Origin of the sequence: Bacteroides finegoldii DSM 17565, assembly GCF_000156195.1 — a bacterium.
Lineage (GTDB): Bacteria > Bacteroidota > Bacteroidia > Bacteroidales > Bacteroidaceae > Bacteroides > Bacteroides finegoldii.
Genome location: NZ_GG688324.1, coordinates 243,770 through 262,401, shown reverse-complemented (window position 1 = coordinate 262,401; position 18,632 = coordinate 243,770). Strand labels below are relative to the sequence as shown.

10 protein-coding genes and 2 pseudogenes are annotated in these 18,632 nt (G+C 47.6%); 4 read left to right on the top strand and 8 right to left on the bottom strand.

From position 1 onward, the window contains the following. Positions 1-168 precede the first annotated feature (168 nt). Genes BACFIN_RS08705 through BACFIN_RS08715 form a run of 3 tightly spaced genes read left to right on the top strand, consistent with a single transcriptional unit; the run spans position 169 to position 8,461 of the window. Positions 169-2,238, top strand: a complete 2,070-nt coding sequence (locus tag BACFIN_RS08705; RefSeq protein ID WP_007754045.1) for a type IA DNA topoisomerase — start codon at positions 169-171, stop codon at positions 2,236-2,238. Positions 2,239-2,277: 39 nt separating this feature from the next. Then, the gene (locus BACFIN_RS08710) at positions 2,278-2,745 is read left to right on the top strand and encodes a DUF1896 domain-containing protein (protein WP_007754043.1); all 468 of its coding nucleotides are present in this window, start codon (positions 2,278-2,280) and stop codon (positions 2,743-2,745) included. After that, positions 2,735-8,461, top strand: a complete 5,727-nt coding sequence (locus tag BACFIN_RS08715; protein ID WP_007754040.1) for an N-6 DNA methylase — start codon at positions 2,735-2,737, stop codon at positions 8,459-8,461. The genes BACFIN_RS08710 and BACFIN_RS08715 overlap by 11 nt, the downstream gene beginning before the upstream one ends. A gap of 41 nt (positions 8,462-8,502) precedes the next feature. Here the strand turns inward: BACFIN_RS08715 and BACFIN_RS08720 are convergent, their stop codons facing one another. Both BACFIN_RS08720 and BACFIN_RS08725 read right to left on the bottom strand, forming a co-directional pair. Beyond that, entirely contained in the window at positions 8,503-10,908 is a 2,406-nt protein-coding gene (locus BACFIN_RS08720) for an AAA family ATPase (protein ID WP_007754038.1), read from the bottom strand. 22 nt (positions 10,909-10,930) lie between these two features. Next, positions 10,931-12,256, bottom strand: a complete 1,326-nt coding sequence (locus BACFIN_RS08725) for an ATP-binding protein (protein WP_007754037.1) — start codon at positions 12,254-12,256, stop codon at positions 10,931-10,933. 197 nt (positions 12,257-12,453) lie between these two features. On the opposite strand from BACFIN_RS08725, the gene BACFIN_RS08730 reads away from it, so the two are divergent. Next, entirely contained in the window at positions 12,454-12,618 is a 165-nt protein-coding gene (locus BACFIN_RS08730) for a DNA methylase (RefSeq protein ID WP_230325673.1), read from the top strand. 174 nt (positions 12,619-12,792) lie between these two features. Here the strand turns inward: BACFIN_RS08730 and BACFIN_RS08735 are convergent, their stop codons facing one another. From BACFIN_RS08735 to BACFIN_RS20820, 6 genes and pseudogenes are all read right to left on the bottom strand, one after another. Next, the gene (locus BACFIN_RS08735; RefSeq protein WP_007754034.1) at positions 12,793-13,275 is read right to left on the bottom strand and encodes a BsuBI/PstI family type II restriction endonuclease; all 483 of its coding nucleotides are present in this window, start codon (positions 13,273-13,275) and stop codon (positions 12,793-12,795) included. A 25-nt stretch (positions 13,276-13,300) separates the two neighbouring features. Beyond that, the gene (locus BACFIN_RS08740; RefSeq protein WP_007754033.1) at positions 13,301-13,981 is read right to left on the bottom strand and encodes a hypothetical protein; all 681 of its coding nucleotides are present in this window, start codon (positions 13,979-13,981) and stop codon (positions 13,301-13,303) included. 4 nt (positions 13,982-13,985) lie between these two features. Then, the gene (locus BACFIN_RS08745; protein WP_007754029.1) at positions 13,986-15,080 is read right to left on the bottom strand and encodes an AAA family ATPase; all 1,095 of its coding nucleotides are present in this window, start codon (positions 15,078-15,080) and stop codon (positions 13,986-13,988) included. A gap of 394 nt (positions 15,081-15,474) precedes the next feature. Further along, on the bottom strand, positions 15,475-15,828 hold the full coding sequence (locus tag BACFIN_RS08750; RefSeq protein ID WP_005643639.1) for a helix-turn-helix domain-containing protein: 354 nt from the start codon (positions 15,826-15,828) through the stop codon (positions 15,475-15,477). A gap of 12 nt (positions 15,829-15,840) precedes the next feature. After that, positions 15,841-17,884, bottom strand: a pseudogene (locus BACFIN_RS20825) (bifunctional DNA primase/helicase). After that, positions 17,868-18,211 (bottom strand): annotated as a pseudogene (locus tag BACFIN_RS20820) (helix-turn-helix domain-containing protein). Before BACFIN_RS20820 ends, BACFIN_RS20825 begins: the two co-directional pseudogenes overlap by 17 nt. Between the last annotated feature and the right edge of the window lie 421 nt (positions 18,212-18,632).

Here is an 18,632-nt window from a genome sequence, read left to right as displayed (position 1 = left end):
TTTAAACATAGGAACTATATTTGGAGGGAGCAACATTACTCTCTCCACAATATAGCATATTATTATCAGAACATTATTATCACGAGTTTGATTGATTATCTGTCAGTTATTTGGTGTATTAGCTTATAGCTTTGGATAATAATTTACTTGTGATAAGAAAAGCCCAGCGTGGCACAGGGCATAGCGTCCGTAGTGGGCGCACGCCAACGGAAAGACGGGTATCTAACGGGGGACGGATATGCCGTAACATGGGCATTCGGGCATCTGGTCGGTCTTGCCATGCCCGAAAGCTACGGCTTTTCCGGCTTCCGCCGGGAACACCTCCCCATATTGCCGCAGGAGTTCAGGCTTGTACCCCGTCAGGTGCGGGAGGGTAAGGTGTACAAGGACGATCCCGGAGTGGTCAGGCAGCTGGAAGTGCTCCGGGAGCTGTTCGACAGGTGCGAGTCCATCATCGTCGCCACCGACGCAGGTCGTGAGGGAGAGTTGATTTTCCGTTACGTGTACAACTATCTCGGCTGTACCAAACCCTTTGTCCGTCTGTGGATCTCCTCGCTCACCGACAAGGCCATCCGTGAGGGGTTGCGGAATCTCAGGGAGGGAAGCCTTTACGACAATCTTTACCTCTCCGCCAAAGCCTGCAGCGAGGCGGACTGGCTCGTGGGCATCAACAGTTCTCAGGCGCTCAGCCTTGCCGCCGGGCAGGGCGTGTTCTCTTTGGGACGGGTGCAGACACCCACATTGGCGATGATCTGCTCACGATACCGGGAGAACAAACAGTTCGTACCCCGGAAATATTTCCAGATAAAGGTTTCGGCGGCCAAGGACGGCATCGCCTTCTCCGCACTGTCACGGAACCGCTTCGATGACCTTGAAACGGCCACTGCCGGGCTACGTGAGGTAGAGGACGGCGGTATGCTTGCCGTCAGTTCCGTAGAGCGCAGGGAAGCCGTTCAGGAACCGCCGCTGCTCTATGACCTGACCGCCTTGCAGAAAGAGGCAAACGGCAAACTGGACTTCTCGGCCGACAAGACGCTCACGCTTGCGCAAAGCCTGTATGAGAAGAAGGTGCTAAGTTATCCGCGTACCGGCAGCCGTTATATATCCGAAGATGTCTTCGAGGAGATTCCCTCACGCATAACGCTCTTGCAACAATATCCACGCTTCGCCGCCATCGCATCCGCTTTGCGGGACACACCGCTCAACCGCCGTCCGGTCGATGATGCCAAAGTCACCGACCACCATGCGCTGCTCGTTACCGAGAACCTGCCCGAAGGTCTGTCGCAGGACGAGCGGGCTATCTACGAAATGGTTGCCGCACGCCTGCTCGAAGCCTTCTCCCCGCATTGCGTCAAGGAAATGACCGAAGTTGCCTTGTCCGCAGGCGGTGAGATATTCACCCTCAAGGGGGCGGTCGTCAAATCCGCCGGTTGGCGTGCCGTGCGTGGCGAACCGGAAGAGGAGGTGGAGGAAGCCACATTGCCGGAGTTACAGACGGATGAAACCCTGCCGCTGCTCGCTTCCGAAACGGTGGAGAAGCAGACCAAGCCCAAACCGCTGCATACCGAGAGTTCACTGCTCTCCGCTATGGAGCATTGCGGCAGGGAGATCGGCGACGGGCAGCTGCGTACCGCAATCCGGGAGGCCGGTATCGGAACTCCGGCCACCCGTGCGGCCGTTATCGAGACATTGTTCGCCCGTAACTATATACGCCGGGACAAGAAGAACCTTGTGCCCACCGAAAAAGGACTGGCGGTTTACGATACGGTAAAGGACAAGAAGATTGCCGATGTCGAAATGACAGCGGCGTGGGAGGATACCCTCGCCAAAATAGAAACCGGAGAGGCCGATGCGCCCTCTTTCCGCCGGGACATAGAGGTCTATACCGCACAGATCGTTGCCGAACTGCTGTCCGCCACCCTCGATGTCGCTCCTTCAGGGGAGCAATGCACCTGTCCCAAATGCAAGAAGAGCCGCATCCTGTTCTTCGACAAGGTCGCCAAATGCGCCGATGTCGATTGCGGATTCACCCTGTTCCGCAACAAGGGAGGCAAGGTGTTGACCGACAAACAGATTGTCGGGCTGGTGACCACAGGCCGCACCCCTCTTGTCAAAGGCTTCAGGAACCGTGAGGGCAGGAGCTTCGATGCCGCACTGGTGCTTAATCCCGATTTTACCATAGGCTATTTCTTCCCGGACAGGAAACCGCAGGGAGAAAAAAGCGGCAGGAAGAGATAACCCGTCCGGAATTGTATCACTTAATAATCCGATAATTATATGAATCAGAATAAATCCAACGTGCCGGTATCCGTAGCGGAAGAACCGGATGAATTGTCTTACTACCGTCTTACCCTGTTGGCCTTCCTGCGTGAGTCGCATCCCGATTTGGCGGATGACGAGTCTTTTGTCGCCACCCGCAGCGAGCAGGCCGCCGAAGCCTTCAGCGCAGCCGTCCGTTCCGGCCTGACCTACGACGATGCGGCACAACAGGCGAACGCCCTGCTTTTTCAGGGGTTGCATTTCTCTCCTCTGGACACGCTGGTTACCGTCCTCTGGAACGAGTTCGCCGCCGAAGTCCCCGAAGGCAGCGCACGCAGCGTGGCCTTGCAGCTGCTTCCCGAATGCCGGAAGGTCTTCGCCGGCTATACGCTCTCGGATGATTTCATGTTCAGCCCGGAGTTCGGGCAGCTCTATGACGAGCTGACAGGTACGGTTGTAATCTGGTTGGAAGAGAATGGCTTATAATAAAAAGGCGCATCTCAGGGACAATATAGAGGCAATCCGGCTGATGTTCCGTTTGGAGAAGGAACAGCGCACCGCCACACCGGAGGAAGCGGGCATACTCGCCGCCTACTCCGGGTTCGGAGGTATCAAGGCGGTTCTTTCCCCTTTCGGGAAACTCACCGACATACTCCGCTGGACACAGGCCGACCGTGAACTGTTCCCCCTGATTACGGAACTTCACAACGTCCTGCGTGACGGAGCAGCTGACGAGCGTGAGTACAGGAGGCTGGTGGAAAGCGTGAAGGCATCCACCTTTACCGCTTTCTACACGCCGCCGGCGATTGTCAATGCCATTGCCTCTTCTTTGGGCGAACACGGAGTGTCGCCCGGCCGTTTTCTCGATCCTTCATCGGGAACCGGCAATTTTGTCTCGGCCTTCCGACCGCAATGCCACTCCGCATCCGGCAACACTCCCGAAATTGTTGCCTATGAAAAGGATTTGCTTACCGGCCGCATCCTTGCCCGGCTCCATCCCGAAGCGCAGGTCAATATCAAGGGCTTCGAGGAGTTGCCCCCGCACCGTAACGGCTATTTCGACGTGGTGAGCAGCAACATCCCCTTCGGTGACATACGTGTTTTCGATCCCTCCTTCGACAACGGCACGGCGAGGCGTTTTGCGCTGAACAGCCTGCACAACTATTTCTTCGCCAAAGGGCTGGATGCCGTCCGTGAGGGAGGAGTCCTCGCCTTCATCACCTCACAGGGGGTGATGAACTCCGCTATGGCCTATCCCGTAAGACAATACCTGATGAACCGATCCCGGCTGTTATCGGCTGTCCGCCTGCCCAACAACCTCTTTACCGACTATGCCGGTACGGAGGTGGGCAGCGACCTGATCATCTTGCAGAAGGACACGCTTTCCCAAAGGGAATATACGTCACTCGAACGGTCTTTCGTGGAAGTCGGCACGCAGACCGACGGGACGACGCAGAACGAGTATTTCGAGCATACCGCCGCCATCGTGCATACACGTGGCCATGTCGGTACCGATCCCTACGGCAAGCCGGCACGCATCTACCTGCATGACGGGGGTATGGAAGCCATCGCCGCCGACATGAAGTATTTCCTTGACCGCAACCTCTCGGAACAGCTCGATCTGGACTTGTATCTCCGCCATTCACCCGTGCAGGAGTTCCGCAATCTGGTGAGCCGTCCGGCGGAAACCATGCAGCAACGCATCGCACAGGTGCGGGAAATCAACCGGTCCGGTAACATGAACGGACATTCCACTTCTACGGATCGACAGACGATACAGGTGGAGCGTCGGACTTCCACGCCGGAGCAGCCCTCAACGGATGCCCGGCCAACCGCCGCAAAGACCACGCCGGAGCCGGTCATGTCCCTGTACGACCTTTTCGGCTTCACACAAGAGGAGCGTTCACAGGTCAGGAAAAGGAAAACAAGGAGCACGAAGAAGGACTCCGGGCAGTTGTCCCTTTTCGATATGCCACCGTTGGAGCAACATCCCGCCCCGGCCGAACCGACTCCCCAAGAGAAAGAGCGGCAGGAGCGGGAACGGCAGGAACAGGAACGCCGCCGGCAGGAGGAAGAGGCCGCACGGCAGGAACGCATGAAGCCCCGTCCTTATCCGGTCGGCCTGCAGGGACACCACCGCAACGGCTCCCTTGTGGACGATGACGGGCAGATAGGCTACCTCTCCGCCATTGGCGGGGCTGCACCGGTATTCAACCCGTTGGATCTGCCCGAACGCCAGCGACGCCGTGCGTCGCTCTACATCGAGATACGTGACACCTACCATCACCTGTACGAGAACGAGGCGGCCGCCCATGCCGCAAATCCGGCGTTGCGCACCATGCTCAACACTCTTTACGATGACTTCATCCGTCAGTTCGGCAATCTGAACGACAGGAAGAACATCGACCTGTTCCGCATGGATGCGGGCAACCGTGAGATATTGTCGCTGGAACGTTACATCGACGGCCGGGCGGTCAAGGCCGACATCTTCGACCATCCCGTTTCGTACAACATCAACGAGATCACCCATACCGATGACGTGCACGAGGCGCTCACCGCCTCGCTCAACAAGTACGGCAACGTGGACATGGCGTACATGGAGTCCCTGACCGACAAATCGCAATCTGACTTGTTGGAGGAACTGCGTGGACGGATATTTTACAATCCCCTCTCGAAGAACTACGAGATTGCCGACCGTTTCATTTCCGGCAACGTCATGGCCAAGGCCGAACACATCGAGGAATATTTGCAGTCGCATCCCGACAACGGCGAGGCACGTATTTCCCTCGAAGCCCTGCGGCAGTCGCTTCCCGCGCCCATACCTTTCGAGGATCTGGATTTCAATTTCGGCGAGCGTTGGATACCGGCGGGAGTGTACAGCCGCTACGCCTCATGGCTGTTCGACACGGACGTGTCCGTCCGTTATACCGCCAGCAGTGACGAATACAGCATCAGGGCCGACATGACCTCCCCACGCATCATGAACCAATATTCGGTGCGTTCGGAAAGCCGCATCTTCAACGGCATCGCCCTTATGCGCCATGCCATCCACAACACCACGCCCAACATCACCAAGACCGTATTGGACAAGACGGGCAAGGAAATGAAGATACGTGATCCGGAGGTTACCCTGCTTGCCAACAGCAAGATTGACGAGATCCGTAACGGCTTCTCCGACTGGCTCATGGAACAGTCGCCGGAGTTCAAGCGGAAAATGGCGGACATGTACAACCGCAAGTTCAACTGCTTCGTCCGTCCCAAGTACGACGGCTCGCACCAGAGCTTTCCCGGTCTTGACCTCAAGGGGCTGGGCATTCCCGACCTGTATCCCAGCCAGAAGGACTGCATCTGGATGCTCAAGCAGAACGGAGGGGGGATCGCCGATCACGAGGTGGGTGGCGGCAAGACGCTCATCATGTGCTGTGCCGCCTACGAGATGAAGCGTCTGGGACTGGCGAACAAGCCCCTTATCACCGGCCTGAAGGCGAACATCCACGAGATCGCACAGACCTTCGCCACCGCCTACCCGAACGCCAAAGTCCTCTATCCCGGCAAGGAGGACTTCACGCCGGAGCGCCGTGTCGAGATTTTCCACCGGATGAAGAACAACGACTGGGACGCCATCATCCTCTCGCACGAGCAGTTCGGCATGATACCGCAGTCCCCCGAAATCCAGCGTGACATCCTGCAACAGGAACTGGACAGTGTGGAAGAGAACCTCGAAGTCCTCTACCAGCAGGGTGCGGAAGTGAGCAACGCACAGATCAAGGGCATGGAGAAACGCAAGATGAACCTTGAGGTCAGGCTGAAAGAGCTGCTCCACGAGATCGAAACCCGCAAGGACGATGTGGCGGACTTCAAGCGCATGGGCATCGACCACCTCTTTGTCGATGAGAGCCACCGGTTCAAGAACCTGATGTTCACCACCCGGCACGACCGTGTGGCAGGTCTGGGCAACAGCGAGGGCAGCCAGCGTGCGCTCAACATGCTCTTCGCCCTGCGCACCATCCAGCAGCGCACCGGCAAGGATCTGGGAGCCACCTTCCTGTCGGGAACCACCATTTCCAACTCGCTGACCGAGCTGTACCTGCTCTTCAAGTACCTGCGCCCCCGGGAATTGGAGCGTCAGGGGATCAACTCCTTTGACGCATGGGCGGCGGTGTTTGCCCGGAAGTCCGTCGATTACGAGTTCTCCGTCACCAACGAGGTGGTGCAGAAAGAGCGTTTCCGCTACTTCATCAAGGTTCCGGAACTCGCTTCGTTCTATTCCGAGATCACCGACTTCCGTACCGCAGCCGACATCGGCATCGACCGTCCGGAGAAGAACGAGATACTGCACAACATACCCCCGACGCCCGACCAGAGGGAGTTCATACAGAAGCTCATCGAGTTCGCCAAGACCGGCAATGCCACCGTACTGGGCCGCCCGCCACTGAACGAGAGGGAAGAGAAGGCGAAGATGCTCATCGCCACCGACTACGCCCGGAAGATGTCGCTCGACATGCGGCTCATCGATCCGCTCTCCTACGGCGACGACAAGGACAACAAGGCCACCCATTGCGCCGATATGATTGCGAAGTATTACAATAAATACGCCGGGCATAAAGGCACTCAGTTCGTTTTCTCGGACTTGGGAACCTACAAGCCCGACCAGTGGAATCCGTACAGCGAGATCAAGCGCAAGCTGGTGGAGGATCACGGCATCCCCGAAGACCAGATACGTTTCATTCAGGAAGCCAAGACCGAGAAGAAGCGCAAGGCGATGATCGAGGCGATGAACGAGGGAAAGATACGTGTTCTCTTCGGCTCTACTGAAATGCTGGGCACGGGAGTCAACGCCCAGAAGCGGTGTGTAGCCATCCATCATCTCGACGCACCGTGGCGGCCTTCGGACTTGCAGCAGCGGGACGGCCGGGGCATCCGAAAGGGCAACGAGGTGGCCAAACTCTATGCGGACAACAAGGTGGACGTGATAATCTACGCCGTGGAGAAGTCGCTTGACAGCTACAAGTTCAACCTGCTTTACAACAAGCAGCTTTTCATCACCCAGCTCAAGCAGAACAACATGGGTTGCCGTACCATCGACGAGGGAGGCATGGACGAGAAGGGAGGCATACCTTTCTCAGAGTACGTAGCGGTGCTTTCCGGAAATACCGACCTGCTCGACAAGGCACGGTTGGAGAAGCGGATTGCCGGCATGGAAGGGGAGCGCAAGGCCTTCCAGCGTGGCAAGGGGGAATCACGCATCAAACTGGAAACTTTCCTGGCGAACCGGGCAAGCAACGATGACATCATCGCCCGTGTCAGGAAGGACAAGGCCGCCATCGAGAGCCGTATGCAGTACGACAAGGAGGGCAACAGGCTCAACCCCTTGAAGATTGACGGCGTGGCAGGCGATGATCCGAAAGTGATTGCCGCCAAGCTCCACGAGATAGAGGACAGGGAACGCACGCACGGCCAGCCGAAAGTCATCGGCTCGCTCTATGGCTTCGACATCGTTGTCAAGACCGACACCACCGTCAAGGACGGTCTGGACTTCTGCGAGAACCGTTTCTTCGTGCGAGGTGAAGGCAACTTCCTCTACAACTATAACAACGGCCGCTTGGCGGTCGATCCGAAAACCGCCTGCCAGAACTTCATCAACGCCTTCGACAGCATCCCCCGCCTGATAGAGAAATACACGAGGGACAACGAAGCCATTGAGAAGGAACTCCCCGTCCTGGAACAGGTCGTCGGGGAAGTCTGGAAAAAGGAGGACGAGCTGAAGCAGCTCAAGGCCGACCTTGCCGCTCTCGACCGCAAGATCCTGCTCTCCCTCAAATCAGTGGATGCGCAGGAAAAAAGCACCGACGGAGTGATCGAAGTCGTGCCCTCCCAACCGGTAACGCCCGACGGACAGGATAACGCCCCCGCCGCCGGCATACCCGTCGCCGATGCTCCGCCCGGCAGTTCCTCACCGGGCAGTGTCCCCACACAGGACACGCCCCCTGCCGAGCCTTATGTCCACCGGATGCCCGACTTCCTCGCCGACAGGCAGCGCACTCCGCCCAAACTAAGCGGAATGCCCAAAAGCATCAGCATCAAAGAGGCAATGGGAGCGCCCGGCGGCAAGCTCGTCATCGGAGGCGTCCCCAAGTCCGGCAACAAGGACGATCCCGATCCTGACCGGCCCGAAAAGCCCAAACCCAAGCTGAAGTTATAAAAATAGAAGCGTTCCAAAAGCATAGTGGGACGCTTCTATTTTTACTCTAAATCAATATTTGGATCAACCTTTATGCTGTCACATAATGCACAATAATGTTCATTGTCTTTTTCTCTTATAATATATAAAATATGTTTTGCTACTTTTTCTGCTTCATTAACATCAACTGGTAAGGTTCCCCTATTTCCCCATGCTAAATGGGAATATTCATTGATCACTCTATTTACTAAACAAGGAATGTGATTGTCAAATAATTTATCCAAATTAGCCAAAGGGTTATCAGTATTAGGATATCTATAATATAAATAGCACTCTAAAAACTTTCGCATATTATTGGGTAGATTGTAAAAATGGGTGTATTGATTTTCTATCATCTTTGCTTTATCACCTTTAGTTGTACCTTTTGCCATATTATAAATTTCATGAAACAAAAAATTATATTCGGTTACATAATCTTTTAAATAAGAAGGCATCAATTTTAAGCAACTAATTGCCTCACTCATTTTTTTTCGTTTCTCAATTAAAAAATATTGAACTAAAGGTTTTCTGTTTACATCCATTGGTGAGGTTAATCTCTTTAAATACTTTAAGAAATCTAAATTATGTGTAGAAATAAATAATTGTCCATATTGCCCTTTTTTTGCAACAATAGTTTCAATAAGACTATACATAAAAAAGATATGATTATTATCAAGACTGGAAATAGGATCATCAATATATATTATCAGTTTATCATGATCCGCCCCATTCAATTCATCTTCTATTTTTGCAATAAAATAGCAGAAAGAAATTAGGCTGCATTCACCTTCACTCAAATTGTGAGCTTCTTTTTCACCTCTTTTTATTATAAATCTCGTTAAAGGTGTATTAGATTCAGTGATAAGTGCTGGCTCCAAAGTTAAACTATCATGTCCGAAAAAATCTGATAAATGTTCATTTATTCTTTTGGCAGCTTCTCCTTCATCTTTTGCTTCTAATTCTTTTGTTTGCTTTTCTTGTCTTAACTCTTCAATAGTCTTTATCAAATCATCAAGTTTTTTTTCCTCGCTATTGATGCATTTTTCTTCGTTTTTCCAATCCTTACAAATCTTTTTATACTCAATTGTATTAATAAAAGATTGTATTTCAGAGTATCTTAATTCTTTTCGATAAATATCTTTATCTTTTGTAATAGTAGAAGATTTATTTTTGTTTTTCTGCAATAAAGAATTGAAGTGGTTAATTATTTCAATGATATTCTCCGAGCAATCAACGATAGTGTTTATTTCCCTTGGAGTGAATATATCATTATATCTCTCTTGTAATTGAGAAATAAGAAGGTCTATTGTATCTCTGTATTGGTCTATATATAGAGTCCATTCTTTGTAATATTGATTGTACTCATCTTGGAAAATCTCATAAATATTTTCCTGTTTTACTCCTCTTGTTTCGAGAAAGCCATCAAGTGATTTCTTGGATCTTTCAAGTTTGTCAAGCAGTTCTTCAATACTTTTTTTTAGTTCCTCTGATTCCTTGCTAAAATGGGCATCTAATAACTTCCAACGATCAGGTGTAATAATTCCTCCACAAAAAGCACAAGTTTCTCTATTCTTATTAAGCACACGCCCTTTATCCACCCATTTTTGCAATAGAGTATTAGTTACTAACTCTTCAAGTGTTTGCGTTAAAACGATCTTACGTTTTAGAAGCTCTTGAACCTCCTTTATATATTCCGAGAGATGTGGCTTTGTTATAGGTAATAGTGCTATTTCCTGCTTTACAGATTCGTCAATTCTCTTTTTGCGAATGGCCTTCTCTTTTTCATCTATTATAAAACTCTTTTCAGAATCTATAATTTCATCAATTTCCGATTGAATTGTTTTAATATTATAATTAGTACCTTGTTTTACATAGTAATTGTTTACTTTTATCTCTCTATTAGCTTTATTGGTTAGTAATGTCTGAATCTTTTCTTTAGCTTTAGCAAATTGTTGTTTTCTTTTTTGCAAGTTTTCTTCTATTTGCCACTTCCGATAAAGTAACCCTTTTTTCGCATCTATACCACCTAACACTTCATTAATTTCAGTTATTCTTTTCTCGGCCTTTACATTGTTAGAACCCAATAATGTAAACGGTTTTATGTCGCCTTCTTCATTACTTAGCCAACTTAGATTTTCTCTGACAAAGTCTGTATTATACACTCTTACTTTATCAGAACAAACTAAATTTGTATTAGTTATAGTTGAATTATCAGTAGTTATAGCGAAAATGCCATTATGATAATTATTGTGTAACTGCTTCATTTCTATACAGCGAAATATTCGAGATAAAGTAGTTTTACCTGAATAATTTCGTCCATATATAATATTCATTTTACTAAAAATATGATTATTCTCTGTTCCAATATGTTGTTTCCAGCAATAATTTGAAAATAATCCAAATCTTTCAATATCAATTTTGGTAATCATAATGTTTAAATAGAATTTACATCTACATATCTTCCATAGAAAACAATCTGCTCTCTATCTCATACTTAAACAAGACTTTCTTCCGTAATTCCTCTACTTTGAGTGCAAACAAATCCGGCTTGAAATTTTTGGATTGTCTTTTCACCTCTGCTACCAGAGCTTTTTTCTCTTCCGCATATAGTCCGACAATATCTATTTCATCCTGATCTTTATTATTCTTTCCTTGCCACCAAGAGCCTATATCTGCAAATTCCTTGCTTTCCATCATCTGTTGGCGGAAATACATTTCCAGAGCCAAACCGGAGAATGTCGGATAATCCTTTTTTATAATATCTGCCAGGCGTTCAAAATTCTGTATCTCTATATAATTTTGATACTTGATAAAATACCGGAACCAGAAACGTAAAAACATATCCGAAACTTCATAACGGACTGTCTGGGAACCCTCTTTGGAGAGTATGGGCCGTTTCTTCTTTACCAGATTATAGTCTTCTTCCAATCTCTTCAATTGTCCGCCCAGACTCATTCCACCCATAACCGCTTCCATTTCCGGCAGGGTGTTCTTACCATTGGAGATTGCTGATAAGATAGAAAAGTAATTACCGTATTTTTTTCCGAACTCCTGTATCAGCAAAGCCTGTCCTTCAGTCAGAAAGGATGAATCGGGTTGCAACATGAAATCGACCATGCTTTCCATGCTTGTACATCCATTGTCCATAAACTGCTCGATATACTTTGGGACACCACCGGTAAAGGTATAGAGTGCCAACAAGTCATCTTTAGTATAGTCAGCCTTATGATCCGATATGATTTCTTTCAATACGGAAGTAGTAAAAGGAGCTAACTTCATGATACTGTCAGCACGGCCATACAGCGGTTCTTTTGAATCCCTGAAGATTTTATTCATAAGGGTATAGACCGAACCGCTCACGATAAGATTGACATGGCTCTGTTTCCTCAGTCGATCCCAAGTATCCTGCATCAAACTGTAAATCTCTTGATTTATGTAATAGAACTCCTGAAATTCGTCTATAACCAGATTATATTCCATCCGTGTTCCCAAATCCATTAAGAAGCGGAACATTTCTGCAAAGTTGGTAAGTTCCGGTACATAAATATCAAGTGCCTGCCGGATCTCGGAAGTAAATCGTAGACAGAGATCTGTTTCATTGCTTCGGCTGACAAACAAGTACACAGTAGGAGTATCCTCGCAACTCTTGAATATAAGACTGGTCTTGCCGATACGTCGCCGACCGGTAAGGACAGTCATTTGGGAATGCACGGAAAAGGATACTTGGCGAACCTTTTCCAATGATGCTAACTCTTTTTCTCTATTGTAGAATTTCATATCCTTATCATTTTATGTTCGATTTCACTACTGCAAAGTTTACCACTGTAAAATTTACGGCGGTAAATTTTGTAAGCAATAGCAAAGTTACTAATAATTTTGAGAATATAATATGATTAAAGCACTGAAAACCAAAAAAGAGTAAATACTTAACATTTCAACTCATTTACGATACCGTATTATACTAAATCAGTTTCTTGACGCCACTCAAAATAAGTAAAATGCCCAAAAGCATCAGCATCAAAGAGGCAATGGGAGCACTTGGCGGCAAGCTCGTCATCGGAGGCGTTCCCAAGTCCGGCAACAAGGACGATCCCGATCTTGACCAGCCCGAAAAAACCAAACCCAAACTGAAGTTATAGCTCCTGTAACCGAAGCCATAAAGACAACCCCACTCCGCTGTTTCTTGAGAAGCTGGCGGAGTGGGGTTTATACTATACATATAACCGAAATTTTACCGTTGTAAACTTTACTGCGGTAAAATTTCAGAAATCATGAATCAAATGTGAAATTCCACTATTCTCGGAGCAGACTTACTATCTCGGCCCTATAAATCTGTCTCCATTAAAATGAATCATGTGATCTGGATTTTCCGCTATCCAAACTTCGGTTTCCCATGCAATATCAGCCACATGTTTCTTGAACTCGGTTCTGTCAGGAAAAGCGGTAACATATACTTTCCCCGCTTTGCATTCTTTCGTGAAATCTTCCAGTTCGATTACACGTTTGGGAGATACCGGCCCATGCGAAGTAACCACTTCGATTAGGAATAGCCACTCTTTATTACCGTCATAAATGACAATATCCGGCAGTTTGCTGTGTTCTGTGATTGGAATGCCAATTTCTTTTAAAAGCTCCTTGTTACAATAAAGGTCTTTATTGGCAGTATCACCGATATAAAGGACTTTTGCGCCTGCCGCAAAACGGGGTGCAAACTCATTAATGACCGCCGCCTGTACTTCATTATGCTTGCCCGGAGACAGTTTAAACTCCATATCTTCAATAATAACCGGCATCATTCTATACCAATTTTTCTCAATTCCCTTATTCTGTCACTTTATCTTCTATCTCTAAACAGAACAAATCCAAACTCCTATTTTTTTGCCGACACTGCTTCAGCTTTTTCCGCATATCCTTGGCAATATAGATATAATTCAAATTTTTCTTATCCGTATCTATATAGTTATTTTTTTTCTTGCCATCAATTCGATTGATTAAATAATGCAGATGTTCTTTCGGATTAGCATATTGTGCGGTTTCCTTACAAGAAGTTTCAAATAAAGGTATTAACCAAGCATCGGTTTCCTCTATGGCAATTGCGTACGCTACCTTATCTCGATATGCTTCAGGAACAATTTCAACTATTTTTTGTTTTACCGTAGCATGAAGTTGTTCACAATATTCCCTCCAATCCGTACCCTTGGTACGCAATGGTTCCGCTATATCATATCCGACTTCTCCACGTTCTGCCGTATCTATTTGAACAACCAATAAAGCATCTTCAGTCAAACCATCAAAGAATGGCTGAAGCAAGCGTTCATCTCCGCATGACTGTAAAACCAGATTCCAGTTACTGAAACTCAACTCATTCAAATCGGTTTCATCATACTGTTCACGGGGACGCAACTGTACGACATCGCTACCATCAATACCTTTCAAAGCCTTTAGGACAGCTTTTATCACGGCTACATCCGCATTCCCTTCTGCTATTATTCCTAATCTCATACTGTCAGAAGTTGTTAGGAACACCGCCAATCAATCCTTTCATCCACATTTCAGAAAGCATCATGCGATAATCTCCGGTCTGTTCTTTAGTTTGAATGCGTTTGGCTTGTGTTTTCCCCTCGTCATTACGAGTCACGACAAATAATCGTTGGCTGTCATCATTCAAATTCAATCCATCTAATATGGCTGGGTTGTGGGTGGTAATCAAAACTTGTTTGCCGTTCTTTACCGCCAATTCACAAATCTTCTTCATTAAGAATCTGCATAAACGAGGATTAAGACCATTTTCAATGTTATCTATGGCAAAGAAATCCGGCGTTTTTTTACTGATAAATAATGTTAGATAGAATAACAATTCCAATGCACCTTCATTGGCATTTTCCGCAGAAAATAAATTATTCTTCTTTTGCATGAATTTATCTCTAAAATAAAGATTGGACTTGCTTCGACCTAATTTATATCCTTGCATCTTGTACATATCTTCACTGTCAAAGAATATATCCTCAATCCAAGAAATATATTCTTTAGCGGATTCTTTGATTTGAATAATTTCTTCCTTAGGAAGATTGTTTAGCAAGACATCCAATCCTTCTCCGTTAACTCCTAACGGATATTGCAGGCTTTCAGAGGTCAATCCGCGAAGTGCATTGATAGATAAAGAATAGATAAGATATTTAGAAACATAAGTTCTTAACATCTCTGTTTTTTTGACGACATCATCCGCATCTGCGTCTTCACGATTTTCCCCGGTTGAGTAAGCGGCAGCCCAAGTGGAATATATATCTTCCGGTGTCGGATTATATACTGTATATTTGATACGTGCACTTTCTGTACCAGACACATTCACACTGATAGTACTATTAGCCATTTGTCCATAAAAGGAACTTACCATTAAATCAGGCTTGGCTATTCGGATACCTTTCTGCACCATAGCATTGACCTCTATTTGGCAGGCACGTTCTGCGGCAACCATTCCTACGGCTTCCAATATATTCGATTTACCGGAACCATTGGCTCCAATAAATACATTGACATTACCTAATGGTAAATCAGCTGCTGTTATAGACTTGAAATTTTTTATGGTTATCGTTTTTATCATATCCTTTGTTTTATGCAAGCACTTAATATTCAACACATATTAAGTCATTACTTTACGACAAAGATACTGATTTTCCGTTATAACAATGAATTAAAAAGTATATTTTTAGATATATACTGTCCGGCATTAACTTTTCAATCGTACAAGAATCGCTTTTCTCCTAAAAAATATTCCGGTTTTTACGCCACGAAACTGGAATATTTTTAGGTGTACACATAAAAAATGATACCCCTCCGGACCGCTGTCCTTTGGAGTATCACCATTCGAACAAGAAAAGAAACTTCATCCTGTTTCACAACTGTATGAAGTCATTGCCATGACAAACACCAATACGCAGTTTGGGATTTCCTGCCTCACGGCAGTAGTTTCACCGGTACAAAGCAAAAACATGGACTTATTCTTTCGGCAGCGGATAGCTCTCGGACAGCTTGTCCTCACGTGCCTGCCGTTTTATTTCGTTCTCGTCGAAGTTGTTGCGGATGAACTCGTGCAAGTCCGACTCCTTGTAATATGTCTTGTGATATATCGAATAGAACTTCAACACCCCGTTATTCCGGTATCGTTGCAGCGTGCGTTTGCTGATGCGCAACAACAGGCATACTTCCTGATTGTCGTACAGACGCTCTCCGTTCAGGTAGTTCAGGTGCTTTTCCCTCGTTTCCGCCTTGTCCAGCTTCCGTGAGATGCGGTACAGCTCACCCATGATACGTTCCATCCATGCTTCAAATTCCGTTTTATCTACTAACATACGCTTTCCTCCTTAAAAGTTCCCGATAACATAATAGCTCTGGTTATCGGATGATTTCAGAATGATTTCTTTCTCACGCATGAACCTGATGTAGCTTTTCGCCGTGCGCTCCTTCACTTCCAGTATCGACTGGATTTCTTCCGCAAGCTCCACATAAGTAACAAAGCGCCTCCGGCTGAATACCTCTTTGGCCACCGCTACAAGCTCGTCCTCTTTGCGCTTGTCCTTTTCCTCTTTCGGCTTTTCGCCCAGATAGACATGCATGGCCTTTTCCTTATCCCACGAAAACTGCATGATAGGCACATCCAGCGGACTTCCATCCCTTACTTTCAGAGCCTTCACCACCGATATGGCCGGATCGCTGTCCTTCTCTATGGAAAGGATCGCCGCAGCCTTCCGCTGCAACTCGCTTCCCAAGTGTCCCCTCAGCTTCAGCCCGTTGGGAATAAAATGCAGTACCGTTACGATACACGTCTTGTAGATACCGGCCAGCCGGTACAGTTCTTCCACGACGGCTATGCTCTCCGCTTCATCGTTGGCACATTTTATCAAATCCGCAATCCCGTCTATCACCACCAGATGAACACCGCCGTATTGATAATGGTACTTGTCCAAGCTCTGGATAATGGAAAGCAGGCGTTCTTTCCGGCTCATTCCCGTAAGACAATACGCCTTGAACCATTCCGGCATCGCCTCACGTCCGCATCGCCGCAGCAGGTTGCTGATATTCTTATACAGCTGTACTTCGCTCTGTTCCGTGTCATAGAACAGTACCGCCTTGTTCCTGCCGTTTTCGTGGAGCGTAACGCCCAGCGCATCCACATCCGTTCCGGTGGGACGGATAGCACCGGCAATCAGTGCCGCCACATAGTTACTTTTTCCCGTGCCTTCTCCGCCGGTGATACAAAGCAGGTTGCCTTGAGTTCCGAGAGGCACATCATTTACCGATACGATCATCTGTGCAATGGGAGGCGGGTTGTTGAAATCCACCTCGCAGGATTTCAATGCCGACATGGTTTCACTGTATAAGGTTTCCAGATAGTCCAGAAAAAGCTTTATCAAATCCTCACGGCTGTTCCCCAGCATGAAGTAGTCCGATACATCCTTTTCCGTCTTTGTACCGGCAAGCGGGAGCAACAATCGTTTAACCCCGTATTCCTTCAGCTCCTCTTCACGCTTCGCCGAGCTTTTCAGCCCGGTACTGTCCACATCATAGAGGAGGATGATATGTTTGAACCGGAATGAAAGCCGGTGTATGACAGCCGCAGGGATAAAAGCCGTTTCCGAATTGAAACAGATCGCATGGAAGCCGTGTGCCGCCAGACTCATCACATCCTTTTCCCCGCCTGTGATAAAGAGCAGATCACCCTTTGCCGGCATGCTCCAGCCCGAAACAGTAGTTGTCGCCAAAATCACCGGCATACAGGAACCGCATTTGTGAACACGGACGGTAAACCTTGATATGCTGTTTCCCCATATATCCGAACATCGGTTCATCGACGCTTGTCATGCAGGAAAAAGGCTTCCTTTCCTGGTTCTCGCTGCTGAACTTCTTCAGCGACACCGTCCGGTACGCTTTCAGAACATTTTCCCCGATTCCCGATTTACCCCAAAAGGCAAGTTCCGCAGCCGTAAAGGGCTTTTGCACGACAGTATAAGGCCGGACGCTTTTCGCTTTCGGTTCTTCCGATACCACTTCACTCTTTTGGGGTACTTTGCTATGGCTCACATGATATTCCTCATGTGCGGACAGCCCCAAATGCAGAGCACGGTTTATCATTTCCATGATCTCGACAAACTCTTTAAGCTCCTTGCAGCTAAGGCCGTTCAGCCTGCCCACCAGCTCAAAGCAGTCCCCCGAATAATCCTCGTTCCCGAAATCCTTCATTTTAAACACACCGGCCTTGCGTTCGTAATAAATATTGCACGAAGCCTTCGTATCCTTATAAAAAGGGTTCAGGAAGTTCTTTTCCACCTTGAAGTCCACCGGCAGGTAATAGCGGAATACGGAAATGCCCTTTTCCGTCATTTTCAGTATATCATCCTTTCTTATCATTGCCGGTTCTCATTAAGTAGTTCTTGCGAAAATCCTCCAATGTTTGAGGTTTGCACCGAATGGTATGCTCTTCCAGACAGCGTTCGACCTCCGACAGCTTGTACATACACCGTCCACGCAGCATGGAGTAGCTGATCTGGTTTTCATCCCTCAGGCGTTGCAATGTACGTGTACTGATCCCTAAGCTTCCGCCAGTTGGTTACTGTCCAGCCAAGCCTCCTTTTTTTCTCCCGAAGGCAGCTGCGCTTCGGCTACATACCCGGCGATTTTTTCAATCTTCCCTACAAGCGCTTTATACGCTTCACTTTCAAATGTAACAACTTCCATAACAAACTTAATTTTCAATGTTTGCTGCAAAAGAATAACAATAAAAGGCAGTGCATGGGATACTATACGTGTACTACACCATGATTTTTTTCGGTTCAGCGAAAAAGGAGGGGGAACCGCTTCACATAAACGGCGGTATCGAGGCGGACGGCAAGGCTGTAGGACTGATGCAGCATCCGCCCAGTGCAAGGGGCAAACCTATCCATATATATAGGTTCACCCTTGCACTGGGAATCTTTTTTAAAGATTTAATAATCAAATATTTGGGAAATAAAAAGTGATCTTCTATCTTTACGGTATCAGAGAACGGCTGACAAACGAATGCCTCTCACTGACAACAAGCGTTCCTATAAATCGCTACTAATTCGTTATAGTACAATTTTTCAAGGTTTACAAGAGTTTATAAAAAAGATATAGACCG